General features: G+C 42.5%; 16 protein-coding genes and 1 tRNA gene. 8 read left to right on the top strand and 9 right to left on the bottom strand.

Annotation, left to right across the window (positions count from 1 at the left end):
* Positions 1-31: 31 nt before the first annotated feature.
* The 3 genes from LA303_RS11585 to LA303_RS11575 are packed head-to-tail and all read right to left on the bottom strand — an operon-like array spanning position 32 to position 4,300.
* Positions 32-727: a YjjG family noncanonical pyrimidine nucleotidase gene (locus LA303_RS11585; RefSeq protein ID WP_240525544.1), complete on the bottom strand. Its 696-nt coding sequence runs from the start codon at positions 725-727 to the stop codon at positions 32-34.
* 4 nt (positions 728-731) lie between these two features.
* On the bottom strand, positions 732-2,636 hold the full coding sequence (locus tag LA303_RS11580) for a T9SS type A sorting domain-containing protein (RefSeq protein ID WP_240525543.1): 1,905 nt from the start codon (positions 2,634-2,636) through the stop codon (positions 732-734).
* 53 nt (positions 2,637-2,689) lie between these two features.
* Positions 2,690-4,300 (bottom strand): S41 family peptidase, encoded by a 1,611-nt coding sequence (locus LA303_RS11575; protein ID WP_240525542.1) that lies wholly within the window; start codon positions 4,298-4,300, stop codon positions 2,690-2,692.
* 313 nt (positions 4,301-4,613) lie between these two features.
* Between LA303_RS11575 and LA303_RS11570 the strand changes: the two genes are divergently transcribed.
* Together LA303_RS11570 and LA303_RS11565 are read left to right on the top strand one after the other, a co-directional pair.
* Positions 4,614-5,000 carry a Dabb family protein gene (locus LA303_RS11570; protein WP_240525541.1) on the top strand — a complete coding sequence of 129 codons (387 nt, stop codon included), beginning with the start codon at positions 4,614-4,616 and terminating at the stop codon, positions 4,998-5,000.
* 106 nt (positions 5,001-5,106) lie between these two features.
* The gene (locus tag LA303_RS11565) at positions 5,107-6,213 is read left to right on the top strand and encodes a hypothetical protein (protein ID WP_240525540.1); all 1,107 of its coding nucleotides are present in this window, start codon (positions 5,107-5,109) and stop codon (positions 6,211-6,213) included.
* Between the two features lie 13 nt (positions 6,214-6,226).
* Here LA303_RS11565 and LA303_RS11560 read toward each other — a convergent pair whose 3' ends face one another.
* Positions 6,227-6,955, bottom strand: coding sequence for a glucosaminidase domain-containing protein (locus LA303_RS11560; protein ID WP_240525539.1), 729 nt, complete (start codon positions 6,953-6,955; stop codon positions 6,227-6,229).
* A 140-nt stretch (positions 6,956-7,095) separates the two neighbouring features.
* Between LA303_RS11560 and sppA the strand changes: the two genes are divergently transcribed.
* Entirely contained in the window at positions 7,096-8,865 is a 1,770-nt protein-coding gene (gene sppA / locus LA303_RS11555; protein ID WP_240525538.1) for a signal peptide peptidase SppA, read from the top strand.
* 236 nt (positions 8,866-9,101) lie between these two features.
* A tRNA-Arg gene (locus LA303_RS11550) sits at positions 9,102-9,175 on the top strand.
* A gap of 217 nt (positions 9,176-9,392) precedes the next feature.
* On the opposite strand, the gene LA303_RS11545 is transcribed toward LA303_RS11550, so the two are convergent.
* Positions 9,393-9,944, bottom strand: a complete 552-nt coding sequence (locus tag LA303_RS11545; protein WP_240525537.1) for a hypothetical protein — start codon at positions 9,942-9,944, stop codon at positions 9,393-9,395.
* A 460-nt stretch (positions 9,945-10,404) separates the two neighbouring features.
* On the opposite strand from LA303_RS11545, the gene LA303_RS11540 reads away from it, so the two are divergent.
* The 3 genes from LA303_RS11540 to LA303_RS11530 all read left to right on the top strand — a co-directional run bounded on the left by LA303_RS11540 (position 10,405) and on the right by LA303_RS11530 (position 13,854).
* Entirely contained in the window at positions 10,405-10,608 is a 204-nt protein-coding gene (locus LA303_RS11540) for a hypothetical protein (RefSeq protein WP_240525536.1), read from the top strand.
* An 81-nt stretch (positions 10,609-10,689) separates the two neighbouring features.
* The gene (locus LA303_RS11535) at positions 10,690-11,901 is read left to right on the top strand and encodes a glycosyltransferase family 2 protein (RefSeq protein WP_240525535.1); all 1,212 of its coding nucleotides are present in this window, start codon (positions 10,690-10,692) and stop codon (positions 11,899-11,901) included.
* A 60-nt stretch (positions 11,902-11,961) separates the two neighbouring features.
* Positions 11,962-13,854 carry a monovalent cation:proton antiporter family protein gene (locus tag LA303_RS11530; RefSeq protein WP_240525534.1) on the top strand — a complete coding sequence of 631 codons (1,893 nt, stop codon included), beginning with the start codon at positions 11,962-11,964 and terminating at the stop codon, positions 13,852-13,854.
* Positions 13,855-13,921: 67 nt separating this feature from the next.
* Here the strand turns inward: LA303_RS11530 and LA303_RS11525 are convergent, their stop codons facing one another.
* Together LA303_RS11525 and amaB are read right to left on the bottom strand one after the other, a co-directional pair.
* Positions 13,922-15,133 (bottom strand): C1 family peptidase, encoded by a 1,212-nt coding sequence (locus tag LA303_RS11525; RefSeq protein ID WP_240525533.1) that lies wholly within the window; start codon positions 15,131-15,133, stop codon positions 13,922-13,924.
* 62 nt (positions 15,134-15,195) lie between these two features.
* On the bottom strand, positions 15,196-16,752 hold the full coding sequence (amaB, locus tag LA303_RS11520; protein ID WP_240525532.1) for an L-piperidine-6-carboxylate dehydrogenase: 1,557 nt from the start codon (positions 16,750-16,752) through the stop codon (positions 15,196-15,198).
* A gap of 668 nt (positions 16,753-17,420) precedes the next feature.
* Between amaB and LA303_RS11515 the strand changes: the two genes are divergently transcribed.
* Positions 17,421-17,885: a hypothetical protein gene (locus LA303_RS11515; protein ID WP_240525531.1), complete on the top strand. Its 465-nt coding sequence runs from the start codon at positions 17,421-17,423 to the stop codon at positions 17,883-17,885.
* Between the two features lie 37 nt (positions 17,886-17,922).
* Here the strand turns inward: LA303_RS11515 and LA303_RS11510 are convergent, their stop codons facing one another.
* Both LA303_RS11510 and LA303_RS11505 read right to left on the bottom strand, forming a co-directional pair.
* Positions 17,923-19,215, bottom strand: a complete 1,293-nt coding sequence (locus LA303_RS11510; protein WP_240525530.1) for a bifunctional folylpolyglutamate synthase/dihydrofolate synthase — start codon at positions 19,213-19,215, stop codon at positions 17,923-17,925.
* A gap of 48 nt (positions 19,216-19,263) precedes the next feature.
* Positions 19,264-20,136: an energy transducer TonB family protein gene (locus tag LA303_RS11505; protein ID WP_240525529.1), complete on the bottom strand. Its 873-nt coding sequence runs from the start codon at positions 20,134-20,136 to the stop codon at positions 19,264-19,266.
* Positions 20,137-20,144: the final 8 nt, after the last annotated feature.

Here is a 20,144-nt window from a genome sequence, read left to right as displayed (position 1 = left end):
TTTAAAAAAAGCAACAATTTGTTAAATTTTATTACAGAAAGTTGCAAAGTTCTTTTAAATCCGCAATTTTAAAAGTGGCTGTGATTTCTTGGGAAGCATTTTCCGGGTCAAAAAAGACCTGATCCATTCCCACATTCCGGGCTCCTTCAATATCCACAGGATAATCGTCTCCGATCATCAGGCTTTCGTCCGGCGAAGCTGCGCTTTTTTCAAGGGCATAATAAAAAATCTGCGGATTCGGTTTTTTTACTCCGGCTTCTTCGGATGTAATGACCTGCTCAAAATAGCGATTCATCCCCGATGCACGGAGTTTGATTTGTTGTACTTCCTGAAATCCGTTGGTAATAAGGTGAAGGTGGTATTTTTCGAAAAGGCAGGACAGTGTTTCTATTGCATGAGGGAAGAGATTTACTTTTTGCGGACTAATGGTAAGATAATCTTCTCCCATCGTCTCTGCCAGATCTTTGTCGTCAATGCCAAAGTCGAGCAGGGTCAGATAAAAACGTTTCCACCGCAAGATCTCTTTGGGCAATTTCCCCTCGCGATATAGGTTCCATAACCGTTGATTATGATCCGAATATTTTTGATGGAATGTTTGTACGTTAGTAATTCCTTTTTGTTCCAGTTGATGTTTATCGAAAATTTCTTCAAAAGCTTCAAGGGCACTTTTTTCAAAATCCCAAAGGGTACGATCTAAGTCAAAAAAAAGATGTTTGTATTTAGGCATCAGCTTAAAGGTGAAAATTAATAACCTTAAAGGTATTCACGCTGTTTTTATTGGTCAGCCGGATAATATAAAGTCCGTTTTGGTTATGCGGAAGCAACAGACTGACGTGGTCGGTTCCGAATTGTGGCTTGAAAATATTGACTTTTCTTCCCAGCATGTCGAATACCTCGATGGAAATGTCTTCCGGTTGATAACTTCCCAGCAGGATATAGATTTTTCCATCTTTTACCGGATTGGGATAGATGACGGGTAGCACAAAAACCGAATCGATTTTGGTATTGGTTCCGGCTGCCGAAGTTACGGTCAGCTTAACCTGAAAAGTTCCCATATGTGGATATTGGATAGAAGGAGGGGTTTTGCTATCGTACGTAGCCGGTTCGCCTCCTTCAAATTCCCAGTGATAACCAGTTACCGGGCCGGTTGAAAGATCAACAAAACGGATGGTTCCGCCGATGGGGGTTTTTTTTACATCAGAAGAAAAATTGGCAATGGCAGCAGTAGAAAGCGGGTCGTAACCGGTCATTTCAACAATTCCGGTTTGGGCTTTGTCCAGCCAGTATTTCAGTTGCCGTGTAGAATCTGTACCGCCAGCATCCCAATGTTTGCTGAACCGGCCAAAGTAATCCGGGGCATCCGGAGCGCTACATGCTGCGTCGCCACCGGTTAAGGTGCCAATAATCAGTTTGTTGGGATCGAATAACGGAGATCCGGACGAGCCGCCTTCTGTAACTCCGTGTCCCGAAACGGTAGTAGCCCAATGAACTTCCCAAAAATCTGCATTCGGATCGGTGGTACTGCCATAATAGTCTACAGGGCGGGTTGGCGTTTTATAGGTCGAAATCATTTTGATGTCTCCTTCCGGATGATGAATGACTACGCCACTGTCGCTGATGTCCCCGCTGCGGTTCCAACCATTAAAATACGGTTTGTAATCGTAAGGCACTTTACTGTTCAATAGCAGTAATTTGAAGTCGGAACCGGTGTTGTAATCGGCAGAAGCCAACAGTTTGGCTCCCGAAAGAGCATGAATGGCGGGTGCCGTTGTCGGCCGGCTGCAATCAGGCGACTCATAATTGAAATAAAAGACCCATTGCGCATAATCGCTGGCCGAAGAACTCGATCCACAATGATTGGCGGTCAGAAAATAAGGTGTGCCATCATTCCGGGTGTCATTGATCAGTGAACCGGTACACCAGTACAGGCTGTTTCCATCACGAAGCAAAATACGGGCGACACCGTTTTTTTGATTCTGATACTCTTTGCCTTCCGGACAATTGACCGGAATTTCGCAGGAACCGGCATCGCCAAAGTCTTTTAATGATTTTTCCGATGGTTGGGTAATATTTCCTACGCCGGTAATCAAAAAGGGTAACTGATCGTATCTCTCGCGGGCATCAAATTCTACCGTTACAATACTATCTTGCAGATAGGCGGTTCCCATCCTGGATGTACTGTCCCAGGTTCCGAAAGCCCCCAATAATTGGCGGCGGTCGGTTGTGTAAAGAAAAAGTTTATCGTCAGGATGAAAGTTCAGGTGACTGAAATAAAAATTCATGGCACCGGAACCTTTCAGATGAACTGTTAGTTTCCATGCCCATGTCCCGTCAGGGAGTTGTTGCCATATTCCCTGTTGCAACAGCAAACTGTCAAAAGGAACGATATAACCGGCAGCAAGAGGTTGTGGAGCTGCCGTGCTGTTTTTCTGAACATTGAGTTGTTTTACCGGTTGGGTTGCTTTTAACCGGACAACCGGAGTAGTTTCTTTGTTTTGAAAGTTCCATGAAGCCGGGGTTCCTTTCCGTTGTATCTGGGCAGCAACCAAAAGGGGTAAAAGCATACCCGCTAAGAGCAAAGGAATGATTTTTTGAATCCGGCGAAGCTTATTTTTCTTGCGTATTTTGTTTTTCATGTGGATAGGATGTTCCGATTATTTTTGTTTAAACGTCAAACATCGGGGTTGTATTATTCACTAATGTGCAACTTCTTAAATATTGTGTCATTTTGCATGATCCGAATCGCTTTTTGTATAGCATGATCCATGGGCGCTGTTTCCTCAAAATAGGCGCTTTGATTGAATAAATCCCGTGCAATCAATGCTTTTAGCTGAAGCTGAAAAAATGCCTTATTACGCTGTAAAGCAGCAGAATCTATTTTTACATGGGCTTTTACTGCATCGGAAAGGAAAGTGTCGAACATGGGTTTCGTAATTTGAAAACCTTTAGTAAACGATTGGATATCCGGATATTTCTTTTGTAATTTTTTCCGATGATCGTTCAGGTAATCATTCACAAAAGTGTTAAAGGCTCCTTTCCGGATGAGGTTAGAATAAAAATTATCATAACGGGCCGAGTCAAAAGGAATAAAGATATCCGGCATAATGCCTCCGCCACCGTAAACGGTACGTCCTGATGCAGTATGAAATTTTAATGAATCCGGAAAATGGATGCTGTCAGGGTGGATCAGTTCGCCGTGTTTCATCCGTTCTTCCAGATCATCGTAATATGCTTCCACTCCGTGGTTGTAAGGCCTTTGGATCCAGCGCCCCGAAGGGGTGTAATAACGGGCTACGGTCAATCGTACCACCGAGCCGTCAGGCAACCGGAAAGGACGTTGTACCAATCCTTTGCCAAAAGAACGGCGGCCAATAAGAATGGCTCTGTCCCAGTCTTGTAAAGCGCCTGAAACAATTTCGCTGGCCGAAGCAGAACCTTCGTCAATCAGTACAATGAGTTTTCCTTTTTCGAAATTTCCGGCGTTTGTAGCTACCAGGTTTTCTCTTGGGCTGTGTACGCCTTTGGTGTAAACAATAAGATCGCCGGCCGGAAGAAATTCGTCGGCAATGCCTCTGGCAGTACTCAGATATCCTCCGCCATTGCCACGCAGATCAAAAACCAGGTTTTTTAAACCTTGTTTTTTTAATTTTTCGATGGCTTTGTTGAATTCGTTTACCGAGTGTTGAGCAAAACGGCTTAATTTGATGTAACCCGTATGTTTATTGAGCATAAAGGCAGCATCAATGCTGTTGATGGGAATCACATCGCGGGTAATGGTAAAGTCAAGCAGGTTTTTTACCCCTTTCCGGTAAACCGAAACGGTTACTTTGGTTCCTTTTTTTCCGCGCAGGTGTTTCATTACCCAGTCGTTGGTAATATCCGGACCATATGCTTTTTCTCCGTTTACCTTAATAATTTTATCTCCGGCCATCAGTCCTACCTTGTCTGATGGGCCACCAGGAATGGGCGAAACAACCAAAATGGTATCATGAAAAAGCTGGAATGTAATGCCGATTCCTTCAAAACTGCCTACCAGTGGTTCGTTGGCTTGTTCCAGATCTTTTTTTGAAATATAGGTGGAATGTGGATCCAGATCTTTGAGTGTGGCAATAATGGCTTTTTCTGTCAATTGCGGCATATTTACCGTATCCATGTAGAAATTATTGATCAGAAAAAGCAGGGTGGAAAACTTTTGTGTGGTGGTTTTGGGATTCATGGGTTCCCAATCGTCCTGTGCCCTGGCATATCCTGAAACAAAAAGAATGGAGAACAACAGAAAAATCCGAAAAAACTGTTTCATTGGTTTGCTTTTTGTAGTTTGTTATTAACGAGTGAATTACACTTGCTTTTAGGTAATTCTGTCCGGCTATGTTGTGCAGACGGACAGCCCGCTGTTTTTTATCCGGAACTTATTTTCCGGACAGATTTAAAAATTGGCCAAATGTACAAAGATTCAAAGAACCCGCTTAAAGAATAAACTGGAAACAAAGGATTTCACTGAAAAATTTTGAATGTAAAATTGTTTGATTATCTGGAGTGGTTTTATTTACGCCGGTACTGCCTATAGCAAGATGAATTTTTAGTAAGTTTACGGCTCAAAAAAACAGAGAGAAATGATGAAGAAATTTTTTTTGATTGTAGTGGTTTTGTTGGCTGGTGTGGTAGGAACCCAGGCCATGGCTCCGTTTGGGAAAAAACCAACGGCGATTCGTGAAATAATTCTTGTAAAGTTTAAAAAAGATATTCCTGCAACACAAAAAGAAGAGTTGATCGCTTTGATCGAAGAGTTAAAACACACAAAAACCATTGAAAAAGTAGAGTGGGGGAAACGGGTAGATTATACCGGGGCGTCCAAAGAATATGATCAGTGTTTAATGCTGAAATTTAAAAACGATAATAACATGGAGATTTTCCAGGCTAATCCGTTAAGAATGCGGATGCTGGGGAAATTAATGGCCATGTCGGATAAAATGTTAAGATTTACTTATCACATTGAATAACGGGCATTTTTACGTTTTGGGATCTGTGAGAATGCATGAGGCTGTAAAAAACAGACATGCTTTTTTTGCAAGGTCGGAAATTTTTTTTCGGGCAACTATTTTTTTATTGCTGTTGTTGGGAGCCGGAGAAGTGTCGGCACAATCTTCGGTTTTTCGAACCTATCAGCCTTTATCAGACAGCTCCCAGCAAACACTCTTTTTCCGGATAGAAAGCAGTACGTTTTTTAAGAACAATGAGTATTTCGATTCTTTTGCGTACGGTTATACCGGAATCGGATTTTATGCCAAACCTGTTTTGGATTACTATTTCACCGATAAATTTGAAGCTACAGCCGGTGTTTATTTGCTGAAATATTCCGGATTGGACGATTTTTCGCAGGTCATTCCCATTTTCCGGTTGCGGTATAAAATGGCTCCAACGCTCGAATTGGTCATGGGAAATATTTACGGAACAGCCAATCATCGTTTGGCTGAGCCCCTTTTCCGGTACGATCGTTTTTATCAGGATCATATTGAATACGGATTTCAGTTTTTGTTGCATACTTCGCATGTTTGGTCAGACTTGTGGTTGAGCTGGGAACATTTTATTCAGGTAGGCGATACGCTTCAGGAACATCTGATGGTGGGGAGCAGTACGGTTTTTACTTTTAACAATCCCCGCAAGGGCTGGGGCTTTTCCATACCGGTGCAAGTGGTGTTTGCCCACAAGGGCGGACAATTGGCACCACCGCCTCATAAGCCGGTTTCTACCATTATGAATACCCTTGCCGGTGTGCAATTACAGTATCGTTTTAATCCGAAAATTTCGTTGGCATTTGAGCCGGAAATTTTATACTATGCCGGGTTAAATTTGCCGGACCCAAATGAAATTAACGGACAGCCTTTTAACGATGGCTGGGGTAGTTATACCAAACTTTCGTTTCGTTATGGCCCGTTGAAAATAATGACCGGGTATTGGTATGCCAAGCGTTTTATTTCGCCTCACGGTGAGTATCTTTTTCAGTCGGTTTCAGAAATTGATCCGGCTTTTTCGCAGGAAAAACGGGAATTACTCACCAGCAAGATCAGTTTTCATAAAACCATTTACCATAGTATAAAACTGGAAGCGCGTTTTGAAAGTTACTACGATCTGATGTCGCATGAGCTGGATTACTCTTATGGTTTGTACATTGTGATGAACGAAAGCTTCTTTTTACTGAAATACAAACATTAGCATCTGTTTTTGTTTACACGCTTTCGCGATAAAGCCGGGTGAGAAGATACCGGATTTTTTTTCCGTAATGTTTGTCGGAGGCCCAGTGTCCGGAAAGTTGATTGATGTTTTGAATACTTCCTCTTGCCACAAACCGGAACCGGGGATCAACAAGTTTCTGATTTAATTTTTTGTTGGATGCGTAGGCTTTCAGATGCTGGATGTGGGCACGGATTCCTAACCGGAGATCCTGAAAAGTTACGCCGCGCGTTTTCTGGTTAAGCACGCCGAGTCCGCAAAAATTATTTTGACCGGGTAAAACGGTTCCTCCATAGCGCAGAAAACCGGTTTCGAGACACATCTGCGAAAAGGCAACATCGTAATTAACTCCTTCGGCACGGGCTTCTTCAATATAAATACGGGCAATTTTTTTTGCTTCCCACAAAGGAATATCCGGGTTGTTTTGGTGCAGAAAGGCTGCCAGGGCTGATGCTTTTAACTTTCCATGTCCCATAATCGAAACCGGAATCCGGATGTTTTTGGGTAACGGGCTTGTTTTTTTTCTTTTTTCCCGGAAAAAAACATATTCCGCAGGTGAAAAAACCACAAAATGGTTTTGTTTTACCGGTATCAAAAGCGTAGTTGTTTGGGGAGAAGTTAATGATACATGATGAACCGGCTTGCCGCTTTCTTCCGGGAAAGCACCTCCTTTGCTCAAGATAAAGAGCAATAAAACAAGAAGATAGCGTATAGAATGTTTCATAAGCAACGTTACGGACCAACCGGATTTTTTTACTTGAAAAAGGTGAAAACTTTTTTTGAAAGTTTTCCGGCCGATTTGTTAAATTTTACACACTTTATTGTTAATATTGTCTTTCGAAATCGTAAAATAATCCGAACATTATGAAACAGTTCTTCAAATTCATGTTTGCCTCTTTTGCAGGCACACTGTTAACCCTTATTTTAATTTTATTGCTTTTCGCCGGTATGGTGGCTTCCATCTCCAGCATGGCGCAGAAAGAAACCGTAAAAGCCAAGCCGCATACGGTTTTGCACATTACCTGGAAAGGACCTATTCTGGACAGAACGCCAGAAAATCCTTTTGAAAATTTTGATTTTGCCACCCTGAAACCACACCGGACACTCGGTTTGAATGATATCCTGAAAGATATTGACAAAGCAGCCAAAGATCCGCATGTGGATGGCATTTTTCTGGATATGGAAACTATTCCGGCCGGAATGGCAACTACAGAAGAAATTTACAATAAACTGAAAGATTTTAAAAAAACGGGGAAATTTATTGTAAGTTATGCCAACAATTACGATCAAAAAGCGTATTACCTGGCAAGCCTTTCGGATAAAATTTACCTGAATCCGCAGGGATTGGTACTTTTTAAAGGGCTGCATGCCCAGATCATGTTTTTGAAAAACTTACTGGATAAACTGGAGATTAAAGCCCAGGTGATTCGTGGGCCGAACAACAAATATAAAAGTGCAGTAGAGCCGTTGTTGCTGGATAAAATGAGTAAAGCCAACCGTCAGCAAATGCAGGATTTGCTGGGCAATATTTGGGGGAAAATATTAACGGTTTTGCACGAAAACCGCGGAATTTCTGTGGATGAGATGAACCGGCTGGCAGACAGCCTGAGCCTTTTTGATGCGCAACAGGCTTTGAAATATCATTTTGTGGATGGGATTGCTTATCGCGATATGGTGATGGACTCATTGAAAAAACGGGTGGGAACCAAACCGTATTACATGGCTTTTGACAAATATGACCGGGTAGAGTTGAAAAAGAAAACGGAAAAAATCTCGCGTGATCGTATAGCTGTCATTTATGCTTTGGGAGAAATTAACCAGGGAGAAAGTAAAGACGAAACCAGTATTGGCTCGGTAACGCTGGCAAAAGCCATTCGCGAAGCCCGTACCAATAAACACGTTAAAGCCATTGTTATGCGGGTGAATTCGCCCGGTGGTGATGTGCTGGCCTCGGATGTGATTCGCCGCGAAGTAGAGTTGGCCGCAAAATCCAAACCTTTTATTGTTTCTATGGGAGATGTGGCGGCCAGTGGCGGTTACTGGATTTCTACCGATGCGAACTTTATTTTTGCGCAGCCGGTAACGATTACCGGTTCCATCGGGGTTTTTGGCATTATTCCTGATCTTCAAAAGTTTATGAATAAAAAGCTGGGGATTACTTTCGATAAGGTGATGACCAATAAAAATGCCGATTTTGTGGACGTGATGGCTCCGTTAAATCCATTACAGAAACAGCGGCTCAACGACGGAATTACACGGGTTTATCATCAGTTTGTTTCGCTGGTAGCACAAAGCCGTCATTTAAATAAAAAGTATGTAGACAGTATTGCCCGTGGCCGGGTATGGTCGGGTAGCGAAGCATTGAAACTGGGATTGGTGGATAGTTTGGGCGGAATGCAGGATGCTATTGCATATGCCGCTAAAAAAGCTAAACTGAAAAATTACCGGATTACAGAATATCCCAAACGCAAAGCCTTTTTTGAAGAGTTAATGAATGAATTGAGCGGAAAGGCTCAGGCACGCCTGGTGGATGAACAGTTGCAGGCATTTGAGCCCTATCTGTCAGAAATTAAAATGTGGAGCCGGATGAAAGGAATACAAGCCCGCCTTCCGTTTGTAATGAAAATAGAATAACCTTGTCCGATTTTGTCGGAAGTAATAAGGCCATAGAATCCTGACTTTTATTCTTTGGCCTTATTTGTGTTCTTAAAAATGAGAATAAATGTTCGTATTCGAACCAAAATTTTCACAAAAAATACTTTTTAGATGGGCGGGCAAAAATATTTTCTATTTTTGCAGCCTGAAAAATGAGAGATTCGTTTGATTGTGGAAATTGTGGGGGATGATAAACGGACTTTCTTTATGCAGATGGTCCAGTAGCTCAGTTGGATAGAGCAGCAGCCTTCTAAGCTGCGGGTCGTGGGTTCGAATCCCGCCTGGATCACAACCTAAAAAAGAGATCAATATTTAGTTACAAAAGCCTGTGGTTCGCAGGCTTTTGTTGTTTTTAAGAAAATAAAAAGAACTGTTTTGTTAGCCGCTATGCAATCTTACCAAAGTGCTAGGCGAACTGATTGTATGTTTAATACGATGAAATTTGGTGATGGTTGAAAAGTGAATACGGTATTGATTTACAGTAAGAATATTTGGTGAAATTCTGATTACCGCTGTGCATACATCACGCCCGTATGCGGGTAATCGCTTACTAAATCCATAATGTCTTTCCATATCATATACTGGATGTTGCTATGGACACTGGCATAATGCCACCGGAAAGCTTGATTCTCGGTTTTTACGCTACCTAAAATCAGTGAAATATTTCCTTTCATATACGGTTTAATAATGATCTTACCGTCCTGAAAAATAATACGAAAAAAATAAGTATATGACCATCCGGGATGTTTTTTCAACGCATGTTCGGCAGTAACCAGGGTAAGTAATTGCGGGTTTGCCTTTGCTACAAAATAATCCTTCTTAAGCAATTGCCGCTGAAAATCATGAAAATTGGTACTGTCGGTTTGACGGGTTTCTATGATAATGGTATTCGCTTTGCGGAAAGGAGCTGCTCTTTCAGCTGACTGATCGCGAATGACTGCTTTCAGGTATTTCAATGCGCAGGTGGTTTCGGTATGGGAAGAATCGCCTGGAACAGTGTAAGTAATCTGTGTGTCGGTCATTTTTACAATGAAAACCGGAATTTTGTGGCCGCTCATGTCTACTAACGTATCTTGGGCTAATAACCTGCCAGAAAATATCAGCAGAAAAAACATTAGTATTTGCTTTGTCATTTTTTAACTGTTTAAAGGGTTCTCAACAAAATTAAGAATTAATTTTTTCCTTACAAAGATATTCTTAATCTGTTTAGGTGGCTGTCTGGATCACAACCTAAAAAAGAGATCAATATTTAGTTACAAAAGCCTGTGGTTCGCAGGCTTTTGTTGTTTTGGGCAGGCTGCAAAACCAGGGCGGTTATATGTTTTATGTTCCGGTGTCTTTTGGGGCCTGATAAATCACTTTTTTAATGATTCCGGAAAGCCGGCTTTTACAATTTTTTAAGAAACAAATCCGCTCTTTTTCAAAAAGATTCAACAAAAAGATGTATATTTGTTCAGAAACAAAATTTGCTGTTATTGAACGGCTGTTCTTTTAATAACTTTTGAAAATTTAAAATAAATGGGAAGACCGCCAACAAGACCAAAAAAGCTGAGAGACGGATTCTATATTGAAGTACGCAACAAAGGAGCTAAAAACGGAATTAAAATTGTCAGGAATACCCGCGAAGAGATGCTTAAAGCCATTAAAGATTATTCCAAAACCAAAGAAGTGGTAATATTGGGAGAATCGAAAAACGGAAAATGGGTGGAACACCCCGGATGATCTGTATGCTCTTCTTGTGAGGGGATGCTTCTGTTTTTTTGATTTTTCCCTGACCGTTTTCAGAAATTTTATTTGATTTTCATGGTACAATCGCGGATTTATATTGCTTTGCCCGTGCTGAATGAGTCATATTCCCTCCCGCGGTTTCTTTCTTCTATTCAGAATCAAACATTTCAGGATTTTTCACTTACGGTTTGTGTAAATCAGTATGACAACGATTGGAATGATCCGGAACGGAAAAAACTTTGCGAAGACAACCGAAAGAGCCTTCGTTTATTACAACAAAAGTTTCCTTTCCCGGTAGAAGTGATCGACCGGACATCACCCGGAAAAGGTTGGCCTCCGCGAAAAGGCGGCGTGGGCTTTGCCCGTAAAATGGCCATGGACCAAATTGCTGCAAAAGCAAAGGATACGGACATTATTGTAAGCATGGATGCCGATACGGAATATCCGCCGGAGTATCTGTCCGCAATTATCCGTTATTTTCAGGATCATCCGTGTGACGTAGGGCTGAGCCTTCCTTATTATCACCGGTTAACCGGAGACGAATGGCACGACCGGCTTTTGCTGCGTTACGAGTTGTACATGCGTTATTATGCGCTGAATATGATTCGGATTAAAAATCCGTATCGTTTTACGGCACTGGGGTCTGCTATGGCTTTTCCGGTTTGGGCCTACCGGAAAGTGTCCGGATTGACCCCCGTGCAAAGCGGGGAAGATTTTTATTTCTTACAAAAACTGGTGAAAAACGGTCCTCTTGGTTATTGGGCTCCCACTACGGCTTATCCTTCTGCCCGTTTTTCCGATCGGGTAAATTTTGGTACCGGTCCGGCTTTGATAAAAGGACGGTCAGGACACTGGGATTCTTATCCGTTTTATCCGTCAGAATTGTTTGATCAGGTAGAACAAACGTATGCTTTGTTTCCGGCGCTGTTTGAAAAAGACCTTGCTACGCCCATGGATACTTTTTTAAAACAGCTTTTTAAAACAGAAGCGCTTTGGAGTCCTTTGCGTAAAAATTTTAAAAGCCGGAAAAATTTTGTGAAGGCCTGCCAAAACAAAGTGGATGGTTTGCGAATTTTGCAGTTCTTGAAACAGCATTATCAGGGATCGGGAAATGATGTAAAACCGTTGACCGGTTTTCTGAGAAAATATTTTCCGGAAGAAATCCCGGAAAACAGATTAACCGAACTGGAGACAAAAGGTTTTGAGAAAGCAACATTTGGCGTGTTGGCTTCTCTTCGTGATAAGATGTTTGCTTTGGAAGGCAGCGAACGGGCTAAAGACCGGTAGGGTAATCTTTCTTTTTGTATCTTTACCCACAACAGAAGGAAAATTTCACAAAATCTATTCATGCTACTTAGTCTCTCTTTTCATTTTGATTATTATCCGCTATTGCTGGTAGCCGGTGTAGCCTGGCTGGTTCCTATTTTGCTTTCGTTATTGCGGTTGAATAAGATTCCGGCCGTGATTGTGGAGATTATATTGGGCTATTTTCTCGGACATTATATTTTGGTGGATCATTTTACCGAGAGTTTTCATATTCTGGAATTTCTGGCGCTGTCAGGATTTGTGTTTCTGATGTTTCTCGGTGGACTTGAGATTGACGTGGATCAGATACGTGCTTCTTTTCCACGACGGCGGTTTCGGCTTTCGCTTTTTACTTCTAATCCGTTGTTATCCGGCGTGCTTCATTTTATCTTGGCTATTATTTTAGGATATCTGGCTACGTTGGTACTGGCACAGCTGGTAGAAATTCCGCATACCTGGTATTTTGCCCTGATCATGGGAACCACTTCTGTGGGCATTGTATTGCCGGTGTTGAAAAGTCGCGGCGAACTGTCTTCGCGGTTTGGCCAGATGATTATCATTGCAGCGGCCCTGGCCGATATTTTGAGTATTCTCCTTTTTACTTTTACGGCATTTATTATCAAAAATGGTTTCCGGTGGGAGCTGCTGTATATTCTGGTATTGTTTTTTGTCTTTTTTGTGTTTTACCGTTTGGGAAACCACCTGAAACGCCTGACTCCATTGAAAAAACTGGCTTTTCAACTTTCGCATGCCGCCTCACAAATCCGGGTACGCGGAACCATTCTGATGATTTTGATTTTTGTGGTGATGTCGCAATATATCAGCGAGGAAGTGGTTCTGCTCGGTGCTTTTCTGAGTGGTCTGATCCTTTCCACGTTGTTACACAAAGAGCGTTCGGTTTTGATGATAAAACTCGATGGGATGGGATACGGCTTCTTTATTCCCATATTTTTTATCATGGTGGGGATGCAGTTCGATCCTTCTTCCCTGAAAGAATTTGATCATTCGGTTTACGGATTTTTGATCCTGTTACTTTTTACCTTGTTTTTTATCAAGATTGTTCCGTCGTTGTTATGGGCAAAGGTGTTTGGATTTCAAAAGGCGTTGTCGGCCGGCTTTCTGATGTCATCGCGGTTGAGCCTGATCATTGCCGCATCGGCAGTAGGACTGCAGTTAGGAGTAATTACACCCGGTATTAATGCGGGATTTATTTTGATGGCGGTGATTACCTGTCTGTTGTCACCGGTTATTTTTAATTCGTTAAATCCTGTTCGCCTTACCGAAGGGGAAAAAGTAATTATCGTTGGCGGAAGCAGCACGGGGGTTTTGTTGGCCCGGCGGATGAATATTCATGGTAAAAAAGTTGTTCTTGTCGAAAAAAATAAAAACCGTTTTGATGAAATAAAAAGCAAGGGCCTTTGGGTGATTCAGGCCGATGGGGCGATGCCGGAAACATACAAAAAACTGAAACTGGCCCCGGAAAACTATGTAGTGGTGGAAACCGGTAATGACCAGCAGAATTTCGAAATTGTCCGTTTTTTGCGTAACGAGCTACAGCACGAGCGTATTATTATGCGGGCTTGTAAAATGCCCTGCGTGGAAAAATTAAACCGGTTGGGAATCGATACGGTTGATCTGCATCGTGTGCTGGCTACAGCCATTGAAAATCTTATTCTCCGGCCGACGACTTATCATGATCTGGTGGAAACTTTTGAAAATTACAGTGTGGAAGAAATTATTGTTACGCGGAGCGATTTAAATGCCAAAAAGGTGAAAGAAATCCCGTTTCACAGCGGGGCTATTTTGATGATGATTACCCGCGATTATTCATCGTTTATTCCACATGGCGAAACTTATCTGCAAACCGGCGACCGGTTACATATTTTCGGAACGCCGACAGCATTGGAGGCGGTTCGTCGGCAGGTACAACGGTAATTGTTTTGGGGAATAAAAAAAGCCGGATTAATTTATATCCGGCTTTTTTAATCCTGAATCAGGAACTTTATTTTTTCAGTCCCATTTTTTTTCTGATTTCTTTCGGAATGGCATTTTTATTAACGGCAATGCTGATGGTTTGTAATTCTACATAAGCTTTGGAAGCATAAAAATAGCCATGATATTTTTGGTCGGTTCCCCATGAATTTTTCACTTTGTAAAAAATGTCTCCTTTTTGGTCGTGGGCAATTCCGACAATCAACATACCGTGATCATCGGTTACGAGGTAATTATTGTAATGCTGTTGACGCATTTCAGGGGTAACGTGTACTTCCTGAACAATGGAGTCAAAGTTATAAAGTTCTTTGTTTTTTTCATGTTGACTTAGTGCTTCCCATTTGGCCTGGTCGCTGCCGGTGAGTTTGGGATGTTTGTTCGGGATAATGGCTACACCTTTGCGCCAGTTGAATCCGCGGTCGCTTACATCAGCTCCCCAGGCTACGGTATATCCGTGTTTTAATGCGTAATTGATGATGGCCATCATGTCTTTTAAAGGAACATTCATCGATGAAGCCCACAACCAGTTGTCTGGAATGGCCAACGGAAAAGGTTTATAGTAAGGATGGTCTTTGTAAGAAGTAATAGGAACAATATCATCCGGATTGAATCCAGTCATATCCCTGAAACTCTGTGGAGTATATTCTTTTCCGTGCCATTTGAAAGTTTTGGGCAAAGGTCCCATATAGGAAGCCAGAATGGCATCAAAAGCTTTGTGCCATACCGGGGTAAGCTTTTTGTTGGGATTGGCAACGATAGCATCTACAAAGTTTTGCAATACTTTATCCAGCTCGCCTTCTACAGGTAGTTTGGTGCCATATTGCAAACCGCTGTAAACGGAATCGGGAACCATGCCGTATTTTTTGATTACACGCAAAACATCTTCGGTTTCGGCACCGGAACCAAATTGCAGTTTACCATGCAAACGTACGTACTTGATGGCTTTATCAGAATACATGTGGTTAACACAAAACATTTCGGAAAGATTGTATTTTTTACCGGTAGTCCGTAAAAGTTCGGCTTCTACAAAGCCAATACCGGAATAGCTCCAACAGGTTCCCGAACGATACTGGTTTTTGACAGAAGTGTGTGGAACCACAATGTCATCAGTAAAATGGTACCCTTTCAGCTCTTTTTTCGCTGTGGTATCTGTTTGTGCAAAAGCTTCTGTTCCGAATAACAGAGCTGCTACCATCAAAAAGATAAGTGATTTAACTTTCATAAAATAAATTTTTTAGGGTTAAAAAAAGAGCTGCCCCTAGTGAGACAGCTCTGTAATAATGTTTAAATATCGAATTTAATTCCTTGTGCCAGCGGTAAGTCTGTGCTGAAGTTAATGGTGTTGGTTTGCCGGCGCATATATACTTTCCAGGCATCCGAACCCGATTCGCGGCCGCCGCCGGTATCTTTTTCTCCACCAAAAGCTCCGCCAATTTCTGCGCCGGAAGTGCCGAGGTTTACATTGGCAATTCCGCAGTCGGAACCGGCATAGGAGAGGAAGGTTTCTGCTTCGCGCATGTCGAGTGTAAAGCAGGCTGAAGAAAGTCCTTGCGGTACATCATTTTGAATTTCAATGGCATTCATAATGTCGCCTTTGTATTTAATGAAGTAAACAATGGGAGCAAAGGTTTCTTCCTGTACAATTTTATAATGATTTTCTGCTTCGGCAATACACGGAACCACGTAGTTGCCCGATTCATAACCCGGACCACTGAGTACTTCACCGCCAAACAGAATTTTTCCGCCTTCGTCTTGTACCTGTTTTACCGCATTGGTAAACAACTCAACAGCAAATTTGTCGATGAGCGGCCCGACAAGGTAATCTTCGTCCAACGGATTGCCGATGCGGGGAACGATGTTTTTGTAAGCGGCTACAAATTTGTCACGTACTTCATCATAAACATCTTCATGAATAATTACCCGGCGTGTGGTGGTACAACGTTGTCCGGCAGTTCCTACTGTGCCAAATACGGTAGACATCACCGCCATTTGGATGTCGGCGCTGGGAGCAATAATTACAGCATTATTTCCACCCAGTTCCAGAATGGTTTTGCCCAGACGTTTTCCTACGATGCCGCCTACCCGTTTTCCTACAGCGGTAGAACCGGTAACTGAAAGTAAACGTACCCGTTTGTCGCCCAGGAAATTATCGCCCATAACCGACGATTTGGCAATGACAAGGTTAAAGACGCCTTCAGGTACATTGTTGTCTTTTAATACTTTGCTGATGATGCGGTGGGTAGCCACAGCGGTCAACGGTGTTTTGGAAGAAGGTTTCCATACCACCACGTCACCGGCGATGATGGCTAATGCTGTATTCCATGCCCAGACAGCTACAGGGAAATTGTAAGAAGTAACCAGCCCGACGATGCCCAACGGATGATATTGTTCCGAAAGACGGTGGTTCACTCGTTCCGATTGCAGATTGGTTCCGTTGATCAAACGCGATTGTCCTACGGCAAAATCACAGATGTCGATCATCTCCTGTACTTCGCCAAGACCTTCCTGGTAGATTTTGCCCATTTCGAGGGTAACCAGTGCGCCAAGATATTCTTTGTTTTCGCGCAATGCCAGTCCGATTTGGCGAACCAATTCGCCACGAACGGGAGCCGGAACAGCACGCCATTGTTTAAAAGCGGCTTCGGCTTTGTTGATAACCATTTCGTAATCGTCCAGCGTGGCATTTTTTACCTGTGCAATGGCTTCTCCGTCAATGGGAGAGTAAGAAGTGGTTACATCGCCTTTGGTGTCGATCCACTCGGTTCCGGTGCATACACCCGGATTAACGGCTTCAATTCCCAGATTATTGAGAATATCTTCCTTATTATGTTTAATGCTCATGATAATGAAGTTTTTTGTTCTAAATAGTAAAACGTAGGCAAAGGTATAAAATCAATGAATTCCTTGTTCGGTAACGGGGGAAATTTCAGGGAATTACTTAGTAAAAGAAATGCCGGATCATAAAAAGTTCTTTTCTTTTATTGCTTTCTTTAAAAGGTGTGTGGTATGATTATAAAATCGGATAACTGTGCCCCGGCGGGTCTGTTATGGGTAACATCACTGGGAAATGTTATAGCGTATTTTTTGCCTTTGATTCGGGAATGTTAAAAAGTAACAAGATCTTGTAAGGTATCGGAATCAAAATTCTTGAATAGTGTTCTTGTGGCCTCATCGATTACTTTGGTGCAGGAGGTTTGTAAGCGTTTCCCTTTTCCGGGAATGAGCGGGCTGACCGGCAGATTTAAGCTTTTTTTGCTACACGAAACAAGCAAAAGAAAGACCGAAAGAAAAAACAGGTCCTTTCATAACAGAATGGTTTTTTAATTTTAACAGGATTTCCTGTAAAATTAGAAAAAAGCACCTTACAAGTGGTCTTCTGTAGCCCGGGAAAAACGGCTTTCTGTATCTCCCTGAAATTGTTTATCTTTGTACCAAACGGAAGAGAAAGGATATTCATGAAAGGGATTTTTCCGTTTTCCCTGAAATCTTCATCATTAAAAATTAAAGAAATGAAAAAAGTATTATTGGCTTCGCTGTTTATGTTTTTTGCTATGGCTGGCTTTTCACAAACTCGTCAAAGTGAGCTGGATTTGATTCAGTCGATTCTGGGGGCACAAAAAGCCCAGATCGTTTTCTCGTTTGTTCATCCTGCTCCTTCACAAAAAGAAGCTTTTGTTAAACTGTACAATGAGTACGAAGCCCAGCGGAAAATTTTGGGAAAAGAAAGAATTCAACTACTTGAAGAATATGTCAGTCAATGGCAACATATGACCAATGAACAAGCGGATGCCTGGATGAAAAAGGTATTGGCATTGAGTACCAAAAGAGATAAATTGTTGAAAAAGTACTACAAGAAAATAAAGAAAGCTACCGATGCCAAAGTGGCTACGCAGTTTTATGAAGTGGAGTCGTACATTTTGACGATTATACGCTATAACATTCTTGAGCACATTCCCTTTGTGCAGGGAGATTAGAGAAAATTTCCGTTTTCCCGAATTTCGGGAAAACGGTTTAAATGACTTCGGCTACTACAAATGTACTTCCCCCTACAAAAACCAGATCGTTCGGGCCGGCATTGTTTACTGCTGACTGGTAGGCATGCATGACAGAAGGATAGCTGTTGCCATTGAGTCCGGTTTTAAAAGCTTTTTCTTTCAGTATTTCGGCATCCAGTCCGCGTGGAATATCGGCTTTGCAGAAATAATAAGTGGCCTTTTTCGGAAGCAACTGAAGCAGACCGTCATGGCTTTTGTCAGAAACCATGCCCAACACAAAATGCAGATTCCGGTAATCGGTTTCCTGTAGCTGTTGCCGGATGGCCAGTAGTCCGTCGCGATTGTGACCGGTATCTACGATAGTCAATGGATTTTTGTTGATGATTTGCCAGCGACCGGCCAGGTGAGTATTTTTTATTGTGTTTTCTAATCCGTCGCGGATAGTGGCGTAGTCGGTTTGAATAATCTTCTTTTGGTTTAGTAATTCTATGGCTTGCAGGGCTGTAGCCATGTTTTCCGACTGATAGTTTCCGAGTAACGGACTGTTGAAGTCTTCGATAATCAATTGGTTATCCAACCAGATGTCGTAATGTTTTTCGAGCGGTTTTGCGGTGTGAAGGGGTTTTAGTTCTACATGATCTTCAGCAAAAATCAGTTCGCTGTTTTTTTCAGCCGCTTTTTTCTCAAAAACAGGAACGGTTTCTGCCTGCCGGCGACCGATAACCACAGGAATACCTTCTTTGATAATTCCGGCTTTTTCAGCGGCAATTTTTTCCAGTGTATCACCAAGAAATTGCGTGTGATCAAAATCAATGTGCGTAATGACCGAAAGTACGGGATTTGAGACATTGGTTGAATCAAGTCGTCCGCCCATACCGGTTTCCAATACCGCAAAATCCACCTTTTCTTCAGCAAAATAATCGTAAGCCATGCCCACAGTCATTTCAAAAAAAGAGGGTTCTATCCGGTCGAAAGCTTTTTTGTTTTTGTCCACAAAATCCATCACGCTTTCGCGGGGGATCATCGATCCGTTAATCCGGATCCGTTCACGAAAATCGCGCAGATGGGGTGACGTATAAAGCCCTGTTTTGTAACCGGCTTGCTGTAAAACGGAAGCAATAATATGAGAAACACTTCCTTTGCCGTTGGTGCCGGCCACGTGTATGACTTTAAAATGTTCCTGAGGATTTCCCAAAGCTTTTAATAAGGCTAAAGTGCCGGAAAGGTCGGCTTTGTAAGCTGATTTTCCTACGCGTTGGTACATGGGCAAACGGCTGAAAAGCCATTGAATGGTCTCTTCGTAATTCATGGGACAAAAGTAAAATATTTGTCCGCTGCCGGAAAGAATAATGTTCAATTATCTTTTCAAAATAAAATGATAAGTAATGGTTCCGACCTGAATGGCCGGAGCTGACGGGTCGGCACTGAAAACCGAGTTTTTGGCCGATTGTACAGCCAGACGCCGTAGTTGTTCGCTTACTACGGTGGTTCCCTTGGCGTACACGCGGGCATTGACCACTTCGCCTTTTGGATTTACTTCTATACGTACCACAACCGTTCCTTGTTCAGAAAATTTTGCGGCCGGTTTATCCAGAAATTTTGCCCCGCGGTTTCCAAGACTGAATGAGATACCATGACCGGCACCACCTTGTCCCTGATATTGGTTACTTTCTTTAAATCCGTGGGGTTTACCCATATCGCCGGAACCGGGTTTTATGCCCTGGCTTTGGTTGTTGGTGCCGGGTGCCACTTTGAATAAAGCCCGTGGGTTGACTACCGGCTTTGGCGGGGTGACAGGTTTGCTTTTCGAAGTGTCCGTTTTTTGTGCCGTTTTTTTCGCCGGACTGACGGTTTTTTTCGGTGGTTTTTTCTTCGCGGTTTTTTTGGTTTTCTTCTTTACCTGGTTTTTCTTTGGAGGCAAAGCCGGTGCTTTTTCAATATTTTGCGTCAGATTTTTCTCTTTCGATGGGGTGTTTTGCGGTTTGGGTTGATGAGCTGCCGGCTTTGAAACCGGTTTTGAAAGGGTTTTGGGATGTTGTTTTTTCCTGGGAACCATGGTGGCTTTTTGTCCCAGACCAACATTGCTGCTTCCCAGGTTAACTTCTACTCCTTGTTCTCCGGGTAATGGCAAAGGCGTGCGTAAAGCCATAAATACAAGTAAAACCAATACCAGCGCATGAAATAGAATGGTGCCTGCCAGTGCTTTACTTTTGTCTTTATCCCAGTTCATACCCAGTG

It is taken from the genome of Candidatus Sulfidibacterium hydrothermale (assembly GCF_020149915.1).
GTDB lineage: Bacteria > Bacteroidota > Bacteroidia > Bacteroidales > F082 > Sulfidibacterium > Sulfidibacterium hydrothermale.
Note: the sequence above shows the minus strand (reverse complement) of the source record. Positions and strands in the feature narration are given on the sequence as shown.